General features: G+C 41.1%; 19 protein-coding genes and 1 pseudogene. All 20 read right to left on the minus strand.

What is annotated here, in order from left to right; translation table 11 throughout:
- The gene (araA, locus tag FR7_RS13440; protein WP_007935195.1) at positions 1 to 1,503 is read right to left on the minus strand and encodes an L-arabinose isomerase; all 1,503 of its coding nucleotides are present in this window, start codon (positions 1,501 to 1,503) and stop codon (positions 1 to 3) included.
- A 30-nt stretch (positions 1,504 to 1,533) separates the two neighbouring features.
- Positions 1,534 to 2,229, minus strand: coding sequence for an L-ribulose-5-phosphate 4-epimerase (locus FR7_RS13445; RefSeq protein WP_007935196.1), 696 nt, complete (start codon positions 2,227 to 2,229; stop codon positions 1,534 to 1,536).
- 37 nt (positions 2,230 to 2,266) lie between these two features.
- Positions 2,267 to 3,949, minus strand: coding sequence for a ribulokinase (locus FR7_RS13450; RefSeq protein ID WP_007935197.1), 1,683 nt, complete (start codon positions 3,947 to 3,949; stop codon positions 2,267 to 2,269).
- A gap of 417 nt (positions 3,950 to 4,366) precedes the next feature.
- Positions 4,367 to 5,416: an aldose epimerase family protein gene (locus FR7_RS13455; protein ID WP_017531348.1), complete on the minus strand. Its 1,050-nt coding sequence runs from the start codon at positions 5,414 to 5,416 to the stop codon at positions 4,367 to 4,369.
- Positions 5,417 to 5,524: 108 nt separating this feature from the next.
- Entirely contained in the window at positions 5,525 to 6,343 is an 819-nt protein-coding gene (locus tag FR7_RS13460; RefSeq protein WP_007935199.1) for a D-alanyl-D-alanine carboxypeptidase family protein, read from the minus strand.
- 96 nt (positions 6,344 to 6,439) lie between these two features.
- Positions 6,440 to 7,792 (minus strand): tetratricopeptide repeat protein, encoded by a 1,353-nt coding sequence (locus FR7_RS13465; RefSeq protein WP_007935200.1) that lies wholly within the window; start codon positions 7,790 to 7,792, stop codon positions 6,440 to 6,442.
- Between the two features lie 124 nt (positions 7,793 to 7,916).
- Positions 7,917 to 8,864, minus strand: a complete 948-nt coding sequence (locus FR7_RS13470) for a carbohydrate kinase family protein (protein ID WP_237715572.1) — start codon at positions 8,862 to 8,864, stop codon at positions 7,917 to 7,919.
- Positions 8,865 to 8,944: 80 nt separating this feature from the next.
- A complete protein-coding gene (locus tag FR7_RS13475) occupies positions 8,945 to 10,318 on the minus strand; it encodes a PTS ascorbate transporter subunit IIC (protein ID WP_007935203.1) in 1,374 nt (457 codons plus the stop codon).
- 12 nt (positions 10,319 to 10,330) lie between these two features.
- On the minus strand, positions 10,331 to 10,615 hold the full coding sequence (locus tag FR7_RS13480; protein WP_007935205.1) for a PTS sugar transporter subunit IIB: 285 nt from the start codon (positions 10,613 to 10,615) through the stop codon (positions 10,331 to 10,333).
- Positions 10,616 to 10,622: 7 nt separating this feature from the next.
- On the minus strand, positions 10,623 to 12,782 hold the full coding sequence (locus FR7_RS13485; protein WP_017531347.1) for a BglG family transcription antiterminator: 2,160 nt from the start codon (positions 12,780 to 12,782) through the stop codon (positions 10,623 to 10,625).
- Between the two features lie 145 nt (positions 12,783 to 12,927).
- A complete protein-coding gene (locus FR7_RS13490; RefSeq protein WP_007935209.1) occupies positions 12,928 to 13,470 on the minus strand; it encodes a folate family ECF transporter S component in 543 nt (180 codons plus the stop codon).
- 119 nt (positions 13,471 to 13,589) lie between these two features.
- Positions 13,590 to 15,119: a histidine ammonia-lyase gene (gene hutH / locus FR7_RS13495; RefSeq protein WP_007935211.1), complete on the minus strand. Its 1,530-nt coding sequence runs from the start codon at positions 15,117 to 15,119 to the stop codon at positions 13,590 to 13,592.
- A gap of 39 nt (positions 15,120 to 15,158) precedes the next feature.
- Entirely contained in the window at positions 15,159 to 16,595 is a 1,437-nt protein-coding gene (locus tag FR7_RS13500; protein ID WP_007935213.1) for an amino acid permease, read from the minus strand.
- Between the two features lie 76 nt (positions 16,596 to 16,671).
- Positions 16,672 to 17,295 carry a cyclodeaminase/cyclohydrolase family protein gene (locus FR7_RS13505; protein WP_007935215.1) on the minus strand — a complete coding sequence of 208 codons (624 nt, stop codon included), beginning with the start codon at positions 17,293 to 17,295 and terminating at the stop codon, positions 16,672 to 16,674.
- Positions 17,296 to 17,463: 168 nt separating this feature from the next.
- Positions 17,464 to 18,354 (minus strand): glutamate formimidoyltransferase, encoded by an 891-nt coding sequence (ftcD, locus tag FR7_RS13510; protein ID WP_007935217.1) that lies wholly within the window; start codon positions 18,352 to 18,354, stop codon positions 17,464 to 17,466.
- 1 nt (position 18,355) lies between these two features.
- Positions 18,356 to 19,639, minus strand: a complete 1,284-nt coding sequence (hutI, locus tag FR7_RS13515) for an imidazolonepropionase (protein ID WP_007935219.1) — start codon at positions 19,637 to 19,639, stop codon at positions 18,356 to 18,358.
- A gap of 34 nt (positions 19,640 to 19,673) precedes the next feature.
- Entirely contained in the window at positions 19,674 to 19,841 is a 168-nt protein-coding gene (locus tag FR7_RS24205; protein ID WP_237769524.1) for a hypothetical protein, read from the minus strand.
- Positions 19,820 to 21,700 (minus strand): urocanate hydratase, encoded by a 1,881-nt coding sequence (locus FR7_RS13520; RefSeq protein WP_237769525.1) that lies wholly within the window; start codon positions 21,698 to 21,700, stop codon positions 19,820 to 19,822. Before FR7_RS13520 ends, FR7_RS24205 begins: the two co-directional genes overlap by 22 nt.
- Before the next feature lie 166 nt (positions 21,701 to 21,866).
- Complete coding sequence (gene hutG, locus FR7_RS13525; RefSeq protein WP_007935226.1) at positions 21,867 to 22,877, minus strand: formimidoylglutamase; 1,011 nt, start codon at positions 22,875 to 22,877, stop codon at positions 21,867 to 21,869.
- 49 nt (positions 22,878 to 22,926) lie between these two features.
- Positions 22,927 to 23,010, minus strand: a pseudogene (locus FR7_RS24630) (formate--tetrahydrofolate ligase); the annotation flags it as partial.
- Between the last annotated feature and the right edge of the window lie 404 nt (positions 23,011 to 23,414).

A 23,414-nucleotide genomic window follows, 5' to 3' on the forward strand; every position in this document is an offset into this window, starting at 1 on the left:
CTATTTTGCCAAATGATAATATAAATCGTTCCACCGAAGTTCTTTCTTCAAATCACGAATCGTAGTCTCATGATTAATTAAAACAAATTCAATTCCAGCTATTTCGCAAAAATCTTCTAAATGTTCTTTCGTTACCGCTTGGCTAAAGCCGCTGTGATGGGCTCCACCTGCCAAAATCCATGCTTGTGTACCAACTTTAAGATCAGGTTGTGGTACCCAAAGGGCTCTGGCAACTGGCAGTTTGGGTAAATCATAGTCCGGATTCACCACATCCAGTTCATTGACTATCAGTCTGAAACGACTGCCTATATCAATAATTGTGGCATTAATGCCCTTGCCGGCAGCTACATTGAAGACCAATCGCACAGGATCATCCTTACCGCCGATAGAGAGGGGATGAATCTCCAGTGAAGGCTTTTGATCTGCAATCGATGGACATACTTCCAGCATATGAGAACCGAGTACCTTCATATTGCCGTCTTCCAAGTGGTACGTATAATCCTCCATGAAAGAAGTTCCGCCTGTAAGCCCATAAGACATTACTTTCATGGCTCTAATCAGCACCGCAGTCTTCCAATCCCCTTCACCGCCAAAACCATACCCAGCTGCCATTAAACGCTGGCATGCCAGCCCTGGCAATTGTGATAAACCATATAAATTTTCGAAATTTGAGGTAAAGCCTTTAAACTGACCCGCTTCAAGGAATTTTTTCATACCTAGCTCAAGCTTGGCAGCATCTTTTAGTGATGCACGTTTAGCCCCACCTTGAGTCAGCTCTTTATGCACTATATAGGATTCTTCATACTCAGCAACCAATGCGCGAATTTCGGCATCACTGACAGCATCCACATATGTAACAAGATCACCTAAGGCATATCCATTGACAGAGTATCCGAATTTTATCTGCCCCTCAACCTTGTCACCTTCCGTCACGGCCACATCTCGCATATTGTCACCAAAGCGGGCAAATTTGGCCCCCTGCAAATCGTTCCAAGCTAGTGCTGCACCGCACCAGATCGCCAGTTTTTGGATGACATCTTCATCCTGCCAAAAGCCGACAATCACTTTACGTGATCTTTTCATTCTAGTGCATATAAACCCAAATTCTCGGTCCCCATGGGCAGACTGGTTGGTATTCATAAAGTCCATATCAATGTCTGACCAGGGAATCTCACGATTGTATTGGGTATCAAGATGGGCCAAGGGTTTATTTAATATGTTTAGGCCGCCAATCCACATTTTTGCTGGTGAGAAGGTATGCATCCAGGCAATCAGCCCAATGCAACGATCTGCGCTGTTTGCTTCCATACAAAGATTATAGATAGCATCTGAATTGGTCAATACAGGTTTAAAAACAACTTTTACAGGTATTTTCGCATTTTCCCCCAGTGACGCAGCAATCGTTTGCGAATGCTGCGCCACTTCTTTTAGTGTATCTTCACCATAAAGATGCTGACTGCCAGTTATAAACCATACTTCTTTATCTTTTGAATTCCTAAACATGATAGTCGTCCTCCTTTTGCTAATCCTATTCTACAGTTTGTTTTGTCCATAATAGGCATTTTTGCCATGTTTTCTTAAAAAGTGCTTATCCAATAACAGTTGATCCATGACTTTGACTTCTGAATTTGTTGAACAAGTATAAAAGGCCATTTTTGCCAACTCCTCTAAGACTACTGCATGATAGACAGCATCCTGGGCATCTTTTCCCCAGGAGAAAGGACCATGATTGGCGACTAGAATTCCTGGAACGTGAAGCGGGTTTTTCTGCCCAAATTTCTCCACAATCACTTTACCCGTTTCTTCTTCATATTCCCCTTGAATTTCTTCCCTGCTTAGATTACGGGTACAAGGAATTTCACCATAAAAATAATCTGCGTGAGTGGTACCAAATGCCGGAATCGATTTTCCCGCCTGGGCCCACGCTGTAGCACAGGTAGAATGAGTATGAACAACGCCGCCAATAGCAGAGAAATTCCGGTATAAGACGATATGAGTAGGCGTATCAGAAGAAGGTCTAAGGTCTCCCTCCACCTGGTTTCCCGCCAAATCCAGCACCACCATATCTTCAGGCTGCATCGTATCGTATTCTACACCACTAGGCTTGATAACAATCAAGCCTTTTTCCCTGTCAATACCACTGGCATTACCCCAGGTAAATACGACCAATCCATGTTTTTGTAAATTCATATTTGCTTGCCATACTTGTTGTTTCAGTTCTTCTAACATAACGTTCTGAGCCTCCTTTTTTTACTTCACCATCGTTTTACGCTCTACAACTTTTTGTATTTTTCTTAATTTCTTTAAGCCGTTTCATAACATCATTAGCACCACGGCCAAAATAGTCATGTAAGATTTTATATTCTGCATACAGCTTTTTATAGCGAGCAACATTTTCTGGAATAGGTATGTATACCTGCTTTATATTAGTCATCTTCGCTGCCGCATCAAAAATAGTATCATATCCCCCAAATTCTTTGCCTGCAGCAACAGCACCAAACATTGCAGCGCCCAAAGCGGGTGTCTGCAAAGAGGCAGCAACACGAATCTCTAAGCCTGTTGCATCCGCATAAATTTGCATTAACATGTTATTTTTCTGGGACAGCCCGCCGCAAGCATACAATTGTTCAATAGGTACCCCTGCATTGGTAAATGTTTCGACAATCATATTGGTACCAAAGGCAGTAGCTTCTATAAGTGCCCGGTAAATTTCCTCTGGTTTGGTAAGCAAGGTAGCTCCGAGCAGCACCCCCGTCAGATTGGTATCAACAAGTACGGAACGATTGCCATTCCACCAATCAAGGGCCAATAAACCACTTTCTCCAGGTACCAATTTGCTAGCCTTCTCTTCTAGTAATTGATGAACATTAATATTTCTCTCACTTGCTTGGGCAAAGTAGCTGCCGGGAACGCAATTTGCTACAAACCATTCAAAAATATCTCCTACAGCAGACTGACCAGCCTCATACCCAAAATAGCCGCCAATAATACCATCCTCAACTACACCACACATACCATCCACTGTTTTTTCTTCCTCGCCTAATACTAAATGACAAATTGATGTACCCATGCTCATCACCATTTTCCCCGGCGTAACAACCCCTGCTGCTGGAACGGCAGCATGAGCATCCACATTGCCTACTGCTACAGCTGTACCTGCTTTTAATCCCATTTGCTTGGCCATACCGGAAACCAAGCCTCCAGCTTTGCTGCCAATCGCTACAATGGGGCTATTTAATTTTTCTTCCACCAAATTTTTTAATCTGGGATCTAAAGCTTTAAAAAAATCTTTTCCCGGATATCCGTCTTGCTTATGCCATATTGCTTTATAGCCAGCAGTGCAGCTATTACGTACATCTATCCCGGTCATCTGCATGGTTACCCAGTCAGTGGCCTCCATGAATCGATCAGCAGCTTCATAGATTTCAGGTGCTTCATCGAGAATTTGCCAAATTTTCGGAATTATCCATTCAGAAGAAATCTTGCCGCCGTACCGAGCTAAGAAAGTCTCACCACGATCAGCTGCAATGCGATTCAACGAATTGGCTTCATCCTGAGCAGCATGATGTTTCCACAGTTTGACCCAAGCGTGAGGATTGTTTCGGTATTCTGGAAGCTGGCATAAAGCCCTGCCATCTTTTGCCACAGGCAGCATTGTACAAGCAGTAAAGTCAATCCCGATCCCGATTACGTCTGTAGGTTCTATCTGAGAATCCCTTAAAACCTGTGGTATTGCCTTATGCAAAACCTCTAAATAATCTTCCGGATTTTGCAGTGCCCAATCATGCTCTAACTGAATAGCAGTGCCTGGTAATTGTTTATCAATTACACCATCGGCATAAGGCACTACTGCAGTAGCAATTTCCTTGCCAGTTTCCACCTCAACAAGCATTACCCTGCCAGATTGCGTCCCATAATCAATTCCAATACTATACTTTTTATTTCCCATATACTGACCTCCTTTTATTAAATAGCGATAACACAATTTTATTTTTTAAAATGATTGACATCAGGAAATAAAGGCTTTTTCTTGAAGATGACAACATATCTAATATTTAAGGAATTAAATTTATTACATTATTTAATTTTAAATTTGTTATATGGAATTATATTCCTTATAACATGTATAATTCCATAATTTTTCTAATATGCACCTCTTTATAAAATAATTAATTTAATATTAAATTAATTATTTTATAATTACGCTATATTTTTTTTGTTTTCCTTCTTTTCGTAACAAAAAATTCTTTTTTTCTTAACTATAAATAAAATACCCCCTCTATAGACAGGTACTGGTTCTAATGACCCTGTCACAGAGAGAGCATTCTTAATTTAAAATAGATTACACATTTCTTCGCTCACATTATTAAAGCACTACACTAAAGGTATATGTCGTCGTTGTGGTAGAAATTTGATTTTTCTGCAGAATGCAGGATGGAAAATGAGAATGATGAATTGCATCAGGAAGTCCTTGGGTTTCAAGACATAATCCTAAATAGGGTCTAGATTTTACCCCATGAATATCAAAATCACTTGGTATGTGATTCCCCGTATAAAGTACTACACCTACTGCATCTGTTTCGATAGTCAGAACACGTCCGCTTTCCTCATCCTGCAAGACAATCTCTCCATTATGATTACTGTCTAAAATAAAGGGATGATCATAGCCTTGTCCGGCTATCGTATTTTGGGGATTGATGGAATTGATTCCCTCTATTATTTTCCGGCCAGTTCTAAAGTCAAAAACCGTATCCGTTACATCCAGCAGCTTACCAGTTGGAAGCAGCTGCTGTGTTAGTTCCAAAAAGCGACTACTATCTATTTTCAAACTGTGTTGAGAGATATCTTGTTTAAAATTGCCGCTTAAATTAAAATAGGTATGATTTGTAGGGTTGAACAAGGTAATTTCGTCTGCTACTCCATAATAATGAATGCTGAATTCATTATTGTTATTAAGCGTATATGTTACTTTTGTTGTCAGTGTTCCTGGATATCCTTCTACCCCGTCCAAACTGGTATGAGAAAATTCAATAGTATCTTCTTGCTCTTTACTGACCACCGCTGCGTCCCATACTGCATTCTGAAAACCATTTGGTCCACTATGAAGATTATTGTGACCATCATTATTGGGCAGGGTGTAGTTTTTTCCTTCTAATTCAAACTGTGCATCTCGTATTCTGCCAGCTACTCTGCCCACAACTGCACCAGCGAATAGAGGATTTCTTTGGTAATCGGCTAACTCTTGAAATCCGATTACGATATTTTCATAATTACCTCTGCGATCCGGTACTATAACCTTAGTAATAATGCACCCATAATTCAAACAAGAAATTTCTATACCATTATCATTTTTAAACGTATATTCGCATACCTCTTGCTCATCGATCTTGCCGAATAGTCGCTTACTAATTGACATCATTTTCACTCCCTTGTGTTATAGGGTTTTTACGTTTACTAAGAGAGCATATCAGCAACTTAAAGCCGACATGCTCCATCTTTGTGATTCAAAGCCTATTTTCTTATGTTATTTCCTTTTTTGTGACTGGATCTGCTCAAATCCATAATCAAAGAGTTTAGCCGCATCATCCCAGCGGTAGTCACTATTGAGGATAACGGCTATTAATTGTATATCGCCTCGTTTGGCAGAAGCCACTAAGCAATCACCAGCATCATTGGTATAGCCTGTTTTAACACCATTGGTTCCAGGATATGTATTTAGCAATTTATTCGTATTGCGAACATGCATTACACTTCGGTTCAGAAAGTTAACATTATATTCTTGAGTGGATACGATTTTTGCAAAATCAGGATTTTTCATCCCATATGCAGTAATTAATCCAAGATCATAGGCAGTAGTATAATGATTTATTGGATCAGGCAGTCCATGAGGATTGGTAAAGTGAGTACTCGTTGCTCCGATTTTCTCTGCTTTTGCATTCATAATCTCCACGAAAGCGGGTATTGATCCAGCTACATTCTCAGCGACAGCCTCTGCTGCATCATTACCTGATATCAGCATCATACCGTACAACGCATTTTTCAATGTTAATTGATTCCCTGCTTTTAGTTCGAGACTTGACCCTTTACAAGCTGCATCACTAGAACTTACAGTAATGATATCATTAGAATTACCTTTTTCCAGTGCAGTGATCAATGTCATGATCTTAGTCGTACTGGCTGGATACATAATACCTTTTGAATTCTTTTCAAATAATACCTGATTGGTATTGGCCATCATTACGATAGCCGCTTCAGCCTCTAATTGAGGGGGAATTGGGGCGGCAAAAGCAATATTTACCCCAAAAATCATGCTTAAAAATAATAGTGTGAGCCGACGATACATATATGCTGCCTCCGATTTATTTTGACCACAAACATAGCCTTGGTCAGTATATTATTTCAAATCCACAAATCATCCGATAGATAGAAGATCTTTTCTTTAAGCCTCCTTCTCTAATTGACTATCTTCTAATAATTCTTTCATTTCATCTTGCTGTTTATATAAATAACCATGTTCCCAGTTCAAACTCATAGCTTTTTCAAAATCGGCAATCGCATTTGTTATATCATCCATATTCTGATATGCACGAGCCTTTCGTGCATATAATAACGCTCTGTTTGCATAAGCAGCATCATGTTCAGGTTCTAAAACAATAACTTGACTATAATCATGGATCGCCTCCAAAAATTCTTCTGAAACATGTGCATATGAAAGATGATCATTCTTTTCAAGAGCTTGCTTCTCTTTATGTAATGCTATTTCGTCATATAGTTCACCCCGCCCGAAATATCCAGCTGCATTATTAGGTGACAATCGAATTGCTTCGGAATAATCGGCCAACGACTTATCTTTTACCCGCAAGCTGCGGTGATAACAATTGCCGCGATGAAGATAGGCTGCAGATTCATTAGGATTTACCTCAATTGCTGCCGTAAAATCTTGCAATGCATCTACATATTGTCCTAATGTGCCGTATAACAAGCCTCTTTGTATTAACGCATCATAATGCTTAGGATTAGCGGATAGTACCTTTGTAAAAGCGTTACAGGCTCTTACCCAATCTTTCTGCTCCAATAGCGCCATCCCATATAAATAGTCCCGCTGTTCATGGTTCTTATTTAATAGCTGACCTTTGCTCTTTTTTTCCTCAAATTTCATTTTAGAGTGCTTCTCGCAATATTGCCGTATGCTCGCGATTACTTCTGGTATATTGATTTCCTCATATTTTGCCAAACTATCTTTAATATATTGAGAATCAAGAGCTGCGCTAGCGGAATCTTTGGCCAACGATTGTTTATTAAATCGATCCCCTTTTGTCAGTAAAATACGCTGTTCCAATTCCAAATGCAACTCTGTAAGACCCGTTCCTGCACTAGTCAAACTTCTATACCGAAGTAACTGTTCCTCAAATAATTGATTAAACAATCTTTCATCCACATAAAGTACAGTATGAAATTTCTCTGCTATCCATTCCCGAATCGGAAGAGCGATTTGTTTTGCAAGCTCTGGCTGCTCCTTGTCTAACCAAATTTCCACTCGATAATAGGTATAAGCAGCAATTTCAAAGATGGTAGCATCTCCTAAGTATTGCTTTGACACCTGCAAATTCTGGTCATCCTGCCCTTTTATATCAGACTTTCCCCAAGAAACAGCAGTCTGTATGAGTCCTAGAAATAGCGCGTAAACATCTGGATTTTCGATGTCCACCTTCTTCATCTCTTGTAGTATCCATTTGCGAACCATCGAATTTTTTTCCGTATTTTTTGAAAATAACCACGAAAAGATACTCAAAATCAACCCTCCTTTTATTATATAATTATCGCATAATTTGGAAAATACACAACCCTAAAGAAGCAGGATTTATTCTAATACATGATGCTGAATAAAAAAAGAGTCAAGCAGATCAATGCCTGACTCAGTGGCCTCGCAAAAACATCTCAACGGTTTTTAATGATGGCAATCCTTTTCTTCCCCCAAGAGTCTGGGTATTAAGAGCAGCTACTGCACTGGCAAACTCGGCACATTTTTTCAGGGGCATGTTATGGAGAAGTCCATATAAGAAGCCTCCGTGATAACTATCTCCGCATCCTGTGGTGTCTACCACATTGTCCATTTTAAATGCAGGTTGATGAAAGATACCAATGTCGTTGTCGAAGACCCAGCTTCCATTGATTCCATCTGTTATTACGACAAGTTTTAAGCCGGATTTTAGTAATGACTCCCCTGCACGATCCACTTTAGTTTCATCTGTATAGGTAAGAGCGAATTCCTTTGCCAAAATACAAATGTCTACCTTTGGTACAATTCGCCGCATACTTGGGTTGTATCGATTTGCACCACCATCAAATGATATTTTAACACCCGCGTGTTTTGCAATATCGATTGCCGCTAAGCTAGCGTCTAAATGCCTCCCATTCAAATGAAGAACTTTGGCTCCTTGTATGATAGGGGTATACTTTGTAATGTCTCTTATTTCTGGAACTGATCCAGGACGATAGAGAATGGCACGAATGCCAGTATCTTTCTCAACTAGTATATTGGCAATTGAAGAAGAGTGCTCCGGAAAAATTTCGAGGCAGTGAGTCTGCACATTATATTTTTTAAAATCTTCTGCAATCAGCAAGCCGCTCCAATCATCCCCTAGATTGTCAATCATTATCGTGTTGGCTCCTAATTTTGCCAGCGTCACCATCGCTGTGGCAACAGGTCCACCGCCATCAAGAACCATCCTGGATGCTTTTTGCACTTCTCTGGTCCTAGGAAAGGCGTCAACAACAGTAAACATATCCAAAGTGGATACCCCAAGTCCTACCACATCCACCTTGCTATTCACTTCATCATACACGGTCATCACTCTTTTCATTTATTTTCTAATTCACTACAAAGAGAAGCAGCGTGCTATCCTTACTTCTTAGAATGGCACGCCTTTCTCAAATTTTCAGCCTAGCCCTGCACATTGTTAATGGCATGAGCCTTGGTTTTTATATAATTTGGAATCAAAAGTACTATTACTAGAATCGCTATAAGGATATAAATCCCTGTTGGACCTACTGCCTCATATGCTTTACCTAACAAAATTCCTAAGAAACCAAAATCTGCATCACCGAAAGTTGTATTCTGGAATCCTAACTGCCCAAGGACAGGAAGCAGAAATGCAGGTAAAAAAGTAATGAGCAAACCATTTACAAACGCTCCTAATGCAGCTCCTCTTCTGCCACCAGTGGCATTTCCGTAGATTCCAGCCGTAGCGCCGCAGAAGAAATGCGGAACAAGCCCTGGTATGATGAGCACACCTCCAGCAGTTCCTAATAGTAACATGCCTATTATACCGCCAATAAAGGAACTAATAAAGCCGATTACCACAGCTGTTGGGGCATAGGTAAAAAATACAGCACAATCCACCGCAGGAATTGCGTTGGGTATGATTTTGGTTGCTATTCCTTGAAAAGCAGGGATTAAATCACCAAGGATCATTCGAACACCTGCATACACGATGGTAACACCAACAGCAAATTTCAGAGCGGACATGATGGCAAATAGGAAGGGTGACATTTCACCAGATAAAGTGGTTACATAGCTGGGTCCCGCAGCAAAAGCTGCAATTAAATAGAATATCATCATGGTCAGCGCTGTGGATATGGTAGTATCCCTGAGAAATCCCCATTGCTCGGGTACTTCCATCTTTTCTGTACTTTCTTCTGGTTTTCCAGCAAATTTTCCAACCCAGGCAGATAAATAATAACCTAGGCTGCCAAAGTGTCCCATGGCAATTTCATCACCATCCGTCACCTTTAACGTATATTTCTGACCAATTGCCGGCGAGATGGCACTCCATGCCCCAAGAATAAAACCACCAATGAGAATCAGTTCGACTCCTTTCATGCCTGAGGCACCTAGAACCGCTGAAAGAAGACACGCCATAAAGAAACTATGATGCCCTGTTAGAAACACATATTTATATTTAGTAAATCTTGCAATAAGAAGATTAATTACCAAACCAGCTACGAGAATAGACATGGTTTCAATGCCCAGTACTTTTTGTGCTACGGAAACGATAGCTTCATTATTAGGAACTACGCCAGTAATATGAAAACCTTCTTCAATCATTTTTCCCAGGGGTGTCAAATTCGCAACGATAAAATCAGCACCTGCCCCTAGCATCAAATAGCCTAGAATTGGCTTTAAAGTCCCTGTCATGACTTTGAACATAGGTCTTTTTAGAGCTACCAGCCCGATGAGTGCCATAATTCCCATTAATAATGCCGGTTGTTTCAGTACGTCCCGAAAGAATTCTAGAATAATGGTAAATGTGGACATAGATCATACCTCCTACATTTTACTTTCTTGTATTTTTTTTAGAATCTCAAGAACATCTTCTTCAATCTTTTTCTTATTAATGTAACTTCGAACCACCGCCACTTCACGACCTTCAAATTGATAGGCCAGCTCTTTTACCGTAATAATCAAGTCCGCCTTTTTCCCTTGGGCCGAATTAAAATCTGCTGATTCCACAGAAGCTTTAATATGATGGTCTTCACAAATCTCATCAATTTTCATTTTCAGCATAATACTGCTGCCAATCCCATTTCCACACACGGTTAAGATGGTAAGCATAATTAGGTCACCTCCTATCTACTTCTTTGCTATTGATATATGCTAAAATTTCGTCTTTACTGCTTGCTGTATCCGCCATTGTCTTAAATTCTTCATCATCTAATAATTGCATGAGTTCAGCTAACGCTTTTAAATGGGTAGTATTATCTACAGCACACAAGAAGACCGCTACACTAACAGGATCATTCTCCTTGCTGCCAAAGTTCACTGGATTCTTTAGAGTCATCAATGCCATTCCCACTTTTTTTGCTCCATCTTCCGGTCTTGCATGAGGCATGGCAATCCCTTTTGCAATAACAATATAGGCTCCCATTTTCTTTACCGTATTCACCATGGCATCCACATAGCGATGTTCAATCAACCCACGATCCTCTAAAAGTTTTCCGCCTGCATAAATTACCTCCTCCCAACTCTTCGCTTTTACTTTTACCTCTATCATATCTGCCGTTAATAGTTCTCTTAACAATGGTTGTACAACTCCCTTCTGCCCTACATTGTCCGTTTTTAAAATTTTCGCCAGTCCTGTTACTAATGCATCATAGTTTTTTATGTCACAATGTTCTTCAATCAGCCTTAGTGTCTGGATAAAAATATTCTTTGGCTGAAAGTGGTATTGGGTTAAATATTTTTTTAAGTTCTCAACATCTTTATCTAGAAGCATCGGATTGACCTGTACCCAAGGAACTGCATCACATTTTATAGGCAGTGTTGTTATAATAAGATCAACTTCCTGATATTTGAGAATTTGACCTATTTGACGATAAGCAATCACATCCACAATATTCACCTGAAATAATTGCTGTAATCTGGAAGAGAGCAACCTGGCAGTACCTAATCCCGTACTGCAAACCACCAGAATCCTCTTTTCCATTTCTTTTTTGTCTTTTAATTTTTCTAAAGCTGCGCCAAAATGCAAGGTAAAATACCCGATTTCTTCATCATCAAATGATTTGCCGATATAACCTTCTACCGAAGCCATGCTGTTTTTTACAATTTGAAACAAATGATGATATCTTACTTTAATTTCTTCGAGTACTGGATTTTTTAATTTCAAATCATTTTTTAGTCTGTAGATGGCAGGTCGTAGATGTTCCAGCAAACCGCTAAATAGGTGTTCATCCTGAATCAAGGACTCCTGCTGCAAGCTTTCACTTACTTCTTCCAGAATCTTTCCTGTTATGATTTGAAGAGCAGCCCACTCTTCACTGGATGAGGAATTTGCTGCATATACGTTACTGCCAAGTAAATGAATGGTGATATAGCCAATTTCATCATAGGGAACTTCAATCTGAAATTCTGCTTCCAGCCTGCTGGCGACATAAGATGCAGCGGCAAATTCTTTCGTTGTCTCATAGCTTTTAAGTTCGTTATAAGGCATTACAATATCTCTGCCTAATTTGATTCTTTTTATAGCGATCGCTATATGTATGACCAAGCCATAAAATGCCTCATCAGAAAAAGTGGTTTCTAACTGCTTTTCTGCCTCAATCACGCAGCTTTCAATAAAGGGTATATTCATATTCGTAAACATATTGGAAATTTCCGATTGAGAAAGAGTCTTTATATTTTTTAACATCGGTGACATTTCCTGGCTTAACATGCCTTGCACTTCTATGCTTTTCATTAATAATTCAATAGACGCACGCCGCAAATATTTTTCCTCTCCTATGATTTTTATCCCATGATTTGTGGAAGAAAGCAATGTTAAGTGATTACTTTTCAATACCTCTCTTACTTTATTTAAATCTTTGATTACGGTACTGCGACTCGTTTTTAACCTTTCGCCAAGATCGTCAATCGTCATATAATTTTGCTGCTGCAACAATACAGCCAAAATCATTTCGACTCGTTCCTCCTGAGAGGCTATGTAATGATGGTTTTCTCGCTCCAGCAGCTTCTGCATAATCCTCTCCACGACCTGGGGAGGGGCAGTATAGGTGATTCCCACATTAGGTTTGCGAAGAAATTGCGGAAACTTATTGTATTTTAGGAATTCATCTATTTTATCCAACTTATAGCGAATTTGCCGCGGAGTGCTGTGCAAAGCCTCTGCTAGAGCAGAAATCGTTACAGCCTGATTACTGCTTGTGATCCTTTGAAATAATTGAGCAGACATTTCATTTAGTGTAATACATATCACCTCTTTTTCATTTCCATTATATAACATAGAAAGCCACTCATAAAAGAGTAAGATTTGGCGTACTAATTGTGACAAAACTAACCTAATAGCGACTTATATTCATCATAAAAAGACAAACCTCCTATACGAATTCCAGCTGGAATTCGTATAGGAGGTTTCATGCCAGAATGGGCTACTGGGATGACCCTACTGATTGTTCTCGATAACCGAATTTCACTCTGTCTACTATAGCATAAATCAACATGCAGTATATCGGGATCAGAATCCCTTGTGTAATCAGTCTTGCTGGCAGTGTAACCCAAAAAGGAATGCCAAAATGCCATTGCAGTAAACAAGGCACTAGGAAAATGGCAACCAAAATCTGACTTACAGCAATGGCTAAATACATACGCCATCGCGAACAATCTTTGATTTTGCCGCTTCCTGCAATCAGCCCTGCAAGCAAACCATGCAAGCCGGCAGCAATCGTAAAGGTTGGCAGAAATATACCTGACGGTGCCAGGATAAACCCCAGCACATCGCCAATCAAGCCTGCAAGAAAACCTAACCTTGCACCTAACAAAATGCCACTCAGTACTAACGGCAGCGTGGCAAACCCGATTCTAATACCTTCAACACCTTCAAATGGAATATGAACGCTGCAAATCCTACTTAAAATCATGTTTAGAGCAATAAAAATGGCCATAAGCGTAATACTTCGAACCGATACCGTCATTACATCACCTAAGTTTCAATTCTACTGGTTTAACAGTCTAAAACATTTTAGCACATTCCATCATCTGATAAAATACCCCAATTTATCTACACTGCTATTTTACAGGATTTTCATTCGTTTTAATAAATCTTCAATTTGCCAACCACCGCTTCTACTTCTCGAACGATTCTGCCGCTGGCAATTAAATTGTGAAGTGTTTTAATATCCGGTGCCGGTACCCGGTCCTCATCCAAATGCGATACAACACTGCGAATGGTTTGATGAGCTTTAGCTGTGCCATCACCTGGTGTAAGAGGTGCCAAGAAGTCAACACCTTGTGCGGCAGCCAGCATTTCAATCGCTAATACGTTGCAGACATTATCCAAAATTTCTCTGGCCTGACGAGCCGCAATCGTTCCCATGCTTACATGGTCTTCCTGATTGGCAGAAGTCGGAATGGAATCGGCACTAGCTGGATGTACCAGAACCTTATTTTCCGATACCAATGCAGCTGCAACATATTGCGTAATCATAAGACCAGAATCAACCCCTGGGAAAGCTGTTAAAAAAGCTGGCAGATCGCTTAAATGCACATCTAACAGACGATTGGTACGTCGTTCAGAAATATTACCTAGTTCAGCAATTGCTAGTTTTAGATAATCCATAACCAAAGCAATCGGCTGACCATGGAAATTTCCGCCGGAAATTGCTTCACCCGTTTCCGGCATGATGAGCGGATTATCTGTTGCCGCATTAATTTCGACATTCAAGGTTTCTTCTGCACGCCTAAGGGCATCTTTAGAGGCACCATGCACTTGAGGTATACAGCGCAGTGAGTATGCATCCTGTACTTTTTTGCAGTTGATATGAGAAGCAATGATAGCGCTATGGGCGGTCAGGCGCAGCATATTTTGGGTAGTCGCAACCTGCCCCGGATGTGCTCTAACCTGACTAATCCGCGGATCAAAAGCCGCCCTGGTACCTTTTAAGGCTTCTACGCTTAAACCTGCTGCAATATCTGCTGCCTTCATCAAATTAACGGCATCATGCCAGGCAATCGTGCCAACCGCTGTCATAATTTGTGTTCCATTAATCAATGCCAGCCCTTCTTTGCCACTCAATACAACTGGTTCTAGGTCACAAGCTTTTAAAGCCTCAGCACCTGTCATCAACTGACCATTTAGATAAGCCTCACCTTCCCCCAGCATAACCAAAACCATATGTGAAAGGGGTGCTAAGTCGCCGCTGGCACCAACTGATCCTTTAGCTGGGATTGCAGGACATATGCGTTTATTGAGGAGATTTAACAACATTTCTACTGTTGACAGCCTAATCCCTGAATAACCTTTTGCCAATGAATTAGCTCTAAGCAGCATTGCCGAGCGAACAACATCTTCTGACAAATGCTCGCCAACACCGGTAGCATGGCTTAAAATCAGATTACGCTGCAGCTTTGCCCTCTCATCTTTTGAAATAAAGATGGTGCTGAAATCGCCAAACCCAGTAGAAATACCATAAACAGGTCTTTCTTCCTCTAATATCTTATCAACGATCTGTCTGCTGGCAATGATCTGCTCCCGACCTTGGCTACTGAGCCTGACTTCTTCATAGCTGCGTGCTACCTTTATCACATCTGCCAATATTAAGGAATTTCCATCTAATATTATCATGCTGAATCGCCTCCGCATTTTTCGAAAATTTCTGCTAATTTACTTGCTAATTTCTGCTGGTTTTTCTTCACGCTTGCTGTGAAGAAAAATGTAATACAAGTAAATCCCTAGGATGATTGGCAAACCTGTATAAAGGACAATCTCCTGTCCATCAATGAAAGCTAAACTTGCGATAATACAAATATTCAAGATAATTGCCACAATTGGCAGTGCCGGATATAATGGCGTTCTAAAAACCAAGTCTTTCAAATCACCGCCAATTTCCAGAAAGTGTTTGCGAAAATTAATTTGGCACCAAGCAATGACAATCCAAATCAAGCAGCCAGTCAATCCTACACTGGACATCAGCCATATATAAACCGTGTCAGCAGCATATTCACTGGTCAACAGTGATAATGCAGATAACAGCAGTGTCAAAAAGACACCGTTAATGGGCACGCCCCCCGAATTTAAATGTCCTAACCATTTTGGTGCGTGCCCGTCTTTGGACATTGACCAGAGTAAGCGCGAACAAACATATAGCGCAGAATTACTGGCTGATAAGGCTGAGGTAAGTACAACAAAACTCATAATATCTTTTGCAATGGGGATCCCGATACGACCAAAAACGTATGCAAAGGGGCTTTCTAACACACCTGCTTCTTTATAAGGAATGGTTGCTCCTAATACGATGATTGCCAGCACATAAAACACAATGATTCGAAAAACAACACCTTTAATAACTTTAGGAACATTTTTACCGGGATTTTCACATTCCCCGGCAGCCACGCCCACCAGTTCCGATCCCTGGAAGGAATATACTACCGTAATCATAGTCAAAAATAAAGCCCAGCCACCATTTGGAAATAACCCAGCCCCGGTGTTAAAATTGGAAAATCCAATAGCTCCTTCATTACCAACAGTACCAAACATCAAACCTGCACCAGCAAGAATAAAGGCAATAATAGCTGCAACTTTGATGCCGGCAAACCAAAACTCAGTTTCACCATAAACTTTTACGGAAATTAAATTCAGGGCAGTTACCAATACGGCAAATAATACACACCAGATCCAAATAGACACATCAGGAAACCACAGTGACATAATAATAGCAGACGCGGTAAAGTTAGCTGCAATACAAACCGCCCAATTAATCCAGTACAACCATCCAACTGTAAAACCTACGCCGGGGGAAATAAATTTCATGGCATAACTTTGGAATGATCCTGAAACTGGCATTGCCACGGCAAGTTCTCCTAAACATAGGAGAGCCAAATACATGACCATCCCACCAAACAGAAAAGCTAACACAGCACCAACTGGTCCTGCTTCGCTCACCACTTGCCCAGCACCTAGAAACAACCCAGTACCAATAGTGCCACCAATGGAAATCATCATCATATGCCGCGATTTCAAATCACGATGCAAACCTTTTTTTTCTGGAACCAGTGCTCCTGTATCCACCGCTTGTTTTTTGGGGTCTGTCAGCGTTGTCACAACAATCTCCTCCATATTCTTTTTTCTTTTATTGACCTATTTTTCTTGTTTTTATAAATTTACTGCACTTTATTCTTTATATTTTTTCATTTGCAGTTTTAACGAGTTGATCCATTAACACTTCCGAACGTGCTACGATATCGTCAACCCTGCTTTTCATGTCAGCAACAAAATCAGCATCTTTAATTGACCCCAGATTAATTCGTACATTATAAATAGCTGACCACATAGCAGCCTCTGCCATTCTTCCCGCTACCGCTGCATCACTTGCCGCATTGACGTTGCCAATAGAGATTATTTTTACCGATAACTCTAGTACATCCAGACAAGTCCTGGCAACGGTAAACGGTAATGTAGATGCAGCTTTTAGGAATTCTTGAATAGCTTTTATACGCACCTGTTTTTCTTCATCAGTATTCTTAGGTAATTTATAGGCTTTCATTACCTGTTTAAAGACTTCTGTATCCTCATCAATATATTTTTCCAACGAAGCTAAACGTTCTTCAAAATCCAAAGACACCCCTTTGCATTGCTCATGTACCGTTTCATATTTTGCACTACCTAGCGTTAGATTTCCTACCATAATTCCCAGCGCCGCCCCGATGGCCCCCACTAAAGCGGCTGCACTGCCGCCTCCTGGTGCCGGGGAGTCTGATTTTAGTTCTGCTAAAAAGCCTGTGATACTTTTATCAATCAGCATACGATTAATACCCCCAATTTTATCAGTATACTTTCAAAAAACGACCATAATATAGGCATAAACAATTAGCAAAAGATGAACATAACACAGAAGGTTAAACCACAGATTGTACTCATCTTTTGCTGTCCTAAATGAGACTCCAAAAAGACTACTCACATTATCCAGCAACTAAATATTTTCTTCCAGCACTTGCTTGCGATTGAAGCCTTCGAGGCGTAAGTAATAGTCCGCTGTATCAATGAGTGCCTGCATTGGTACCAACCCCACAATTTCGCTGCCAATAATGTTCACACCATAACGAGCTGCTTCATTTTTTACCGTTTCAAACACGCGGTGCAGTGGTGTACCTTCATAATTAATCATATTAATAGTAACTTGTGCTACATTGCGTTCTTCAATCATAATGCCCATTGCACGGCAGTATTTGAAACCTCCTTTGGCTTCCCGGATAGCCGTGGCAATCTTCTTAGCTATGTTGACATCACTGGTACTTAAATTAATATTATAAGCAATTAAACACTGCCTAGCCCCTACTATTGTAGCACCAGCCTTAGGATGCATTTTGGCCGGACCATAATCCGGCTTTCTTTCCGGCTGCGTAATCGCTGTTTTTAAGCCTTCATACTGCCCTTTGCGAACATCCGGCAAGTTCTTACGCTCATGCTTTTTCGCGGCTGCTTCATACATATACACTGGGATGTCTAGTTTTTCAGCAATTTCTTTCCCTAATTCATTGGCTAAATCCACGCATTCTTCAAGGCTGACTCCTCGTACAGGAATGAAGGGAATTACATCAGTAGCTCCCATACGCGGATGCTCACCATGATGTTGTTCCATGTCAATCAATTCCGCAGCCTTGGCACAAGAAGCAAATGCTGCCCGTTTAACGGCTTGGGGGTCGCCTACAAATGTCACCACCAAGCGATTGTGACTGGCATCGGATTGTACATCCAGCAGCTTGATACCTTCTATTCTCTTCACTTCATTTACGATGGCCTCAATGACTTCAGGGCGGCGTCCTTCACTAAAGTTAGGTACACATTCTACTAATTTACTCATCTTATTTATTACCTCCCAGATTACTATTTCGTTTGTCTGCAACCACTTGCCCTTTCTTAATAACCCGGTCGACGATATCCATCCCGACATGATAACTCAAGAATAAATAAGATGGATATTTCAGCATAACAATATCAGCCTGCTTTCCAGGTTCTAACGTACCGATACGATCTGCTCTTCCAACGGCAGCTGCACCATTTAGCGTCAACGCCGTCAGAATTTCTGCTGGTGACAACGCAAGCTGGATAGCGGCCAATGCAATCAGCATGGGAATCGAATGACTAAAACAGCTTCCTGGATTATAGTCGGTTGCTAGTGCAAGTGCTCCGCCATTATCAATGATCCATCTGGCTCTGGCGTATTGTTCCCTCAGACAAAATGCCGTCATTGGCAGCACTGTCGCCACTACACCTCGGGCCGCCATGTCAGCAATCCCCTTATCCGATGCCTGCAGCAAATGATCAGCAGAAACAGCCCCAAGTTCTGCTGCGAGCTCTGCTCCGCCAAAGGATACAATCTCATCAGCATGAATTTTTATTTTTAAGCCTAAATCACCTGCGGCCTGCAGAATCTTTCGCGTCTGATGGACTGAGAATACCCCTTTTTCGCAAAATACATCGCAAAACTCTGCAATTGACTGCTCTATCACTGCCGGCAGAAGCTTTTCCACAATGAATGTGACATAGTCATCTTCCCGCCCACGATATTCAGGAGGCACAGCATGGGCTCCCATAAAAGTAGGTACAACCTCAACAGCATGATCAGCATTTAATTTTCCCATGGCTTGTAATTGCATGAGTTCCGTATCAAAATCCAATCCATAACCACTCTTACCTTCCACGGTGGTAACACCCATAGCTAGCATCTCATCTAACCGCCTTGACGCAGTCTCAACCATTGCCTCATATCCCATGGACTGAGTGGCTTTGACGGTATTTAAAATACCACCGCCACGCTCTAAGATCTCCAAATAAGGCGTTCCGCTAAGGCGCCAGAAAAATTCTTCTGGACGATAGCCGCCAAACACAAAATGTGTGTGAGAATCTACAAACCCTGGAATGACACTGCACCCCGTCGCATCAATAATCGTTATATTATCATGGAAAATCTCGGGCAGATCAGCAGTTGCCCCCACCCATTCAATCATTCCATTCTTCACCAATAACGCACCATCAGTGATTCTCTCTAAACGGTTCATATCGGTTCCTTTTCTTGCTATTGTCCCTGTGCTGGTAACAATCTCTGCTGCATGTTTAATTAATAATATACTACCTTCACTATGCAAAGCATCTCCCCCTTTAGCACTTTTTCGTACGAAACTATTGAAACGCTACAGTGACAATGGTATCGATCAGTTCTTCCTTTGGGATATAAGGAATCGTCACATGAGCCTTGCCTGCATAATCGCGGTTAAATTCAATAATGGTTTCAATTGAATGTTCATTCCTTGCCCATGATCGACGGGCTACCCCCCAATGACATCCCACAACATGGCCGATCGCAAAATTTCATCCACCCGCTCACTACCATCCAACACCATACCAAAGCCGCCATTGATTGATTTACCGATTCCCACACCGCCGCCATTGTGCAATGCTACCAGGCTCATTCCTCTCGCAGCATTTCCTGCAAAACATTGTACTGCCATATCTGCCATTACGTTGCTGCCATCTTTGATATTTGACGTTTCACGAAAGGGTGAGTCCGTGCCGCTGACATCGTGATGATCGCGCCCTAACATGACCGGACCAATCTCACCGCGGCGCACCATTTCATTAAAACGTAATGCAATACTCTTACGGCCTTCTGCATCCTGATATAAAATGCGCGCCTGGGTTCCTACAACCAACTTATGTTTTTGGGCATCACGAATCCAAATATAATTATCCCGATCTTGCCAGCGCCGTTCAGGGTTAATGCATTGCATCGCCGCCTGATCGGTTTTATGTAAATCTTCTGGTTTGCCGCTTAAGCAAACCCAGCGAAACGGACCATAGCCATAATCAAACAATTGTGGTCCCATGATATCTTCCACATAAGAAGGAAAAATAAAGCCATCTTTTTCATCATGTCCGTTTTTAGCAATTTCTGTAACCCCTGCATCATAAATTGCCTTCATAAATGCATTTCCGTAATCAAAAAAGTAGGTTCCCTGTTCTACCAGTTCTTTAATTAATACAAAATGACGCTGTAAGCTCTTATTAACCAATGCATGAAATTTGCCGCGATTCTCAGTCAAAAGTGCAGTCCGCGCCTCGAAGGTCAACCCTTGTGGACAATAACCACCATCATAGGCCGCATGACAGGAGGTTTGATCAGACAACAAGTCAATATGCTTCCGATTGGCTACTGCATATTCCAGCAAATCTACAATATTGCCATGGTAGGCTATTGACAACGCTTTGCCCGCATTCTGATATTCTTCCGCCATTTTGAATACTTCCTCAATATCATCGCTGCATTTTCCAACCCATCCTTGTTCTAAACGTGTCTGAATACGGGAGAAGTCTACCTCAGCAATAATACCGACTGCACCAGCAATTTCTACTGCTTTTGGCTGTGCACCGCTCATACCGCCTAATCCAGAGGAAACAAACAACTTCCCATGCAAATCATCATGAGGTGCAACGCCCAATTTAATCCTACCTGCTGTTAGCAAGGTGTTAAAAGTTCCATGAACAATGCCTTGCGGACCAATATACATCCAGCCGCCCGCTGTCATCTGTCCATAGTTGGCAACTCCCATCTGTTCGGCAACTTCCCAGTCATCCTGATTATCAAACATCCCCACCATCAAAGCATTGGTGATAATTACCCTGGGCGCTTCAGGTTTTGAGGGGAACAATCCCAGGGGATGTCCTGATTCTACAACTAGTGTTTGATCTTGCGTCATAACTTCTAAATATTTTTTAATCAATCGATATTGCATCCAATTTTGGCATACGCTTCCTGTCTCTCCATAAGTGACCATTTCATAAGGATAGAGTGCAACATCATGATCCAGATTATTATCAATCATGACTTGAAATGCCTTACCTTCAATGCAATTACCTTTGTATTCATCTAATGGTTTACCGTAAATAGTTTCCTTCGGCATATACCGATAACCATAAATCCGCCCATATGTTTTTAGTTCTTCCATAAACTCCCTCGCCAAATGGCTATGCAACTCCTCAGGAATATACCGTAGAGCATTTTTCAATGCAACTTTACTTTGTTCAATACTTAATCGAAAACCTCTATCCGGTGCCCTGCGCACGCCCGCCTTAAATATCGGCGGCTCTGGTAATGCATCGTCCAGCTTAATCGTCATGGCACAGGTAATCTCTTTATTATCGATCTTCATCGTCATATCCCCTTCCACGAAATAGTATTAAATCATCTATAAAATAATTAATTAAATATATTTCATTATAAATAATCTTTATATTCTGATTATAATACGCCTACTGTCAAAATATCGTCAAAAGAATGCCCAGCATCGTCAAATTATACACCAAATATCTTCACTGTTACCTAGCCAACCCTTTCAGTCGGCAAAGAGTATCAACTACAGCAAAAATGATCACTTTGGCCAAACTCGCAGTTGCCCTGTCATGATCAAACCGCGGTGATACTTCTGCAATGTCAAATCCAACAACTTTCTGTGTGCGAAGTATATGCTTTAAATACTTCAGCACCATCTCCGGATGCAGCCCTAAAGGCTGTGGTGCGCTGACTCCGGGAGCAAAAGAAGAGGAAAATACATCTGCACAAATCGTTACGTAAAGATTGGGTATGGACTGCATAAAAGAATCGAGCTTTTCCAGGATATGTTCTTCATATTGCATGGAAATATCACCTGCTAATAAATAACCTGCTCCTAATTGTTGGGCCGTTTTGAATAATTCAAGTGTATTGCTGCTGCGCTGGATGCCCAGGCAAAAATAATGAAATCCTTCTCCCGATTTGCAAGCATCATCGGCAATTTGCCGAAACATCGTCCCAGAATTTCCTTCCCCAATAAATGGTCGAAGATCAAAGTGTGCATCAAAATTTAAAATACCCAGATCACATTTGCCATCTTTCTGTCGCAGAAAATCCGCTTGTCCCCGGAAATGTCCCAAAGCAGTTTCATGACCGCCTCCCATAACCAGAGGAAACAGTCCGGCTTGACGAAGATAAAGAACTGCTTGTTCCAGCGCCATCTGGCTTTTCATTAGCTCTCCATCTGCACAGGTAATGTTTCCCGCATCAAACACCAACACCTCTGAAGAAAAAGAACAGGGTAAATTAACAAGTTCACGCCGTATCCCCTCCGGCCCCGAAGAAGCACCTTGGCGTCCGTTATTCCTCCGTATGCCCTCATCGCAGCAAAATCCCAGCAAAGCAAATCCCAATTTACCCGTGAATTTGAATAATGGCTGCCTTAAATCCAGCGGTTTTATCCATTGGTGCCACCGAAAAGCATCATAATTTTCCCTGCTGTCAATCCGCCCCTGCCACATTGTAAAATCCCCTGTCTCATATCGATCCTGAAACATACTTATCCTCCTGCTCAGTCTTATCTATTGGTTTACGATTTGTATTGGCTTAAAATAATCCAGTAATTTTACCATCATTATCAATATCCATCATTTCTGCCGCAGGTTTTTTCGGAAGTCCTGGCATTGTCATAGATAATTCCACCAGACCCGCATATTCCCCATTATGATACCATGGAGTTTGATAAACCAGCTTTTTTACGCCGTTTTTTTCAATAGTATAACTATTGGCAGTTTTGGTTTCGATAATCTTAGTAATTTTTTCGCAGACACGCTCAGAATGAATATCTGCTACATTTTTCCCAATCAAAGTCTTTCCACCATATTTTTCAAAAGTTTGAACTGAGCTATCATTCATTTCAATAATATTGCCGATTTTATCTGTAACGGTAACTGCAATAGGCAATTCCTTTACCCATCCAGTAGACATATGCTTCCCCCTCCTCCCCATCTTAAAGTTGTTCTGCTTATATGAATTTTACAAAAAGCAATGTCTAACTATCGTCAAATCGTAGTGACACTTTTTATCTTACTATT

Origin of the sequence: Pelosinus fermentans DSM 17108 (assembly GCF_000271485.2) — a bacterium.
GTDB classification, from domain to species: Bacteria; Bacillota; Negativicutes; order DSM-13327; family DSM-13327; genus Pelosinus; species Pelosinus fermentans.

Bases quoted from the DNA above. Each gene is read 5' to 3' on its own strand.
- FR7_RS13475 (WP_007935203.1), bottom strand. From the start codon at position 10,318: ATGTCCACATTTACCATTATTCTAGAATTCTTTCGGGACGTACTGAAA.
- FR7_RS13490 (WP_007935209.1), bottom strand. From the start codon at position 13,470: ATGACGGTATCGGTTCGAAGTATTACGCTTATGGCCATTTTTATTGCT.
- hutG (WP_007935226.1), bottom strand. From the start codon at position 22,877: ATGTTTCAGGATCGATATGAGACAGGGGATTTTACAATGTGGCAGGGG.
- araA (WP_007935195.1), bottom strand. From the start codon at position 1,503: ATGTTTAGGAATTCAAAAGATAAAGAAGTATGGTTTATAACTGGCAGT.
- FR7_RS13450 (WP_007935197.1), bottom strand. From the start codon at position 3,949: ATGGGAAATAAAAAGTATAGTATTGGAATTGATTATGGGACGCAATCT.
- FR7_RS13485 (WP_017531347.1), bottom strand. From the start codon at position 12,782: ATGTTATATAATGGAAATGAAAAAGAGGTGATATGTATTACACTAAAT.
- FR7_RS13505 (WP_007935215.1), bottom strand. From the start codon at position 17,295: ATGCTGATTGATAAAAGTATCACAGGCTTTTTAGCAGAACTAAAATCA.
- FR7_RS13460 (WP_007935199.1), bottom strand. From the start codon at position 6,343: ATGTATCGTCGGCTCACACTATTATTTTTAAGCATGATTTTTGGGGTA.
- FR7_RS13470 (WP_237715572.1), bottom strand. From the start codon at position 8,864: ATGAAAAGAGTGATGACCGTGTATGATGAAGTGAATAGCAAGGTGGAT.
- FR7_RS13445 (WP_007935196.1), bottom strand. From the start codon at position 2,229: ATGTTAGAAGAACTGAAACAACAAGTATGGCAAGCAAATATGAATTTA.
- hutH (WP_007935211.1), bottom strand. From the start codon at position 15,119: ATGATAATATTAGATGGAAATTCCTTAATATTGGCAGATGTGATAAAG.
- FR7_RS13520 (WP_237769525.1), bottom strand. From the start codon at position 21,700: ATGAAGATCGATAATAAAGAGATTACCTGTGCCATGACGATTAAGCTG.
- FR7_RS13480 (WP_007935205.1), bottom strand. From the start codon at position 10,615: ATGCTTACCATCTTAACCGTGTGTGGAAATGGGATTGGCAGCAGTATT.
- ftcD (WP_007935217.1), bottom strand. From the start codon at position 18,354: ATGAGTAAATTAGTAGAATGTGTACCTAACTTTAGTGAAGGACGCCGC.
- FR7_RS13455 (WP_017531348.1), bottom strand. From the start codon at position 5,416: ATGTCAATTAGTAAGCGACTATTCGGCAAGATCGATGAGCAAGAGGTA.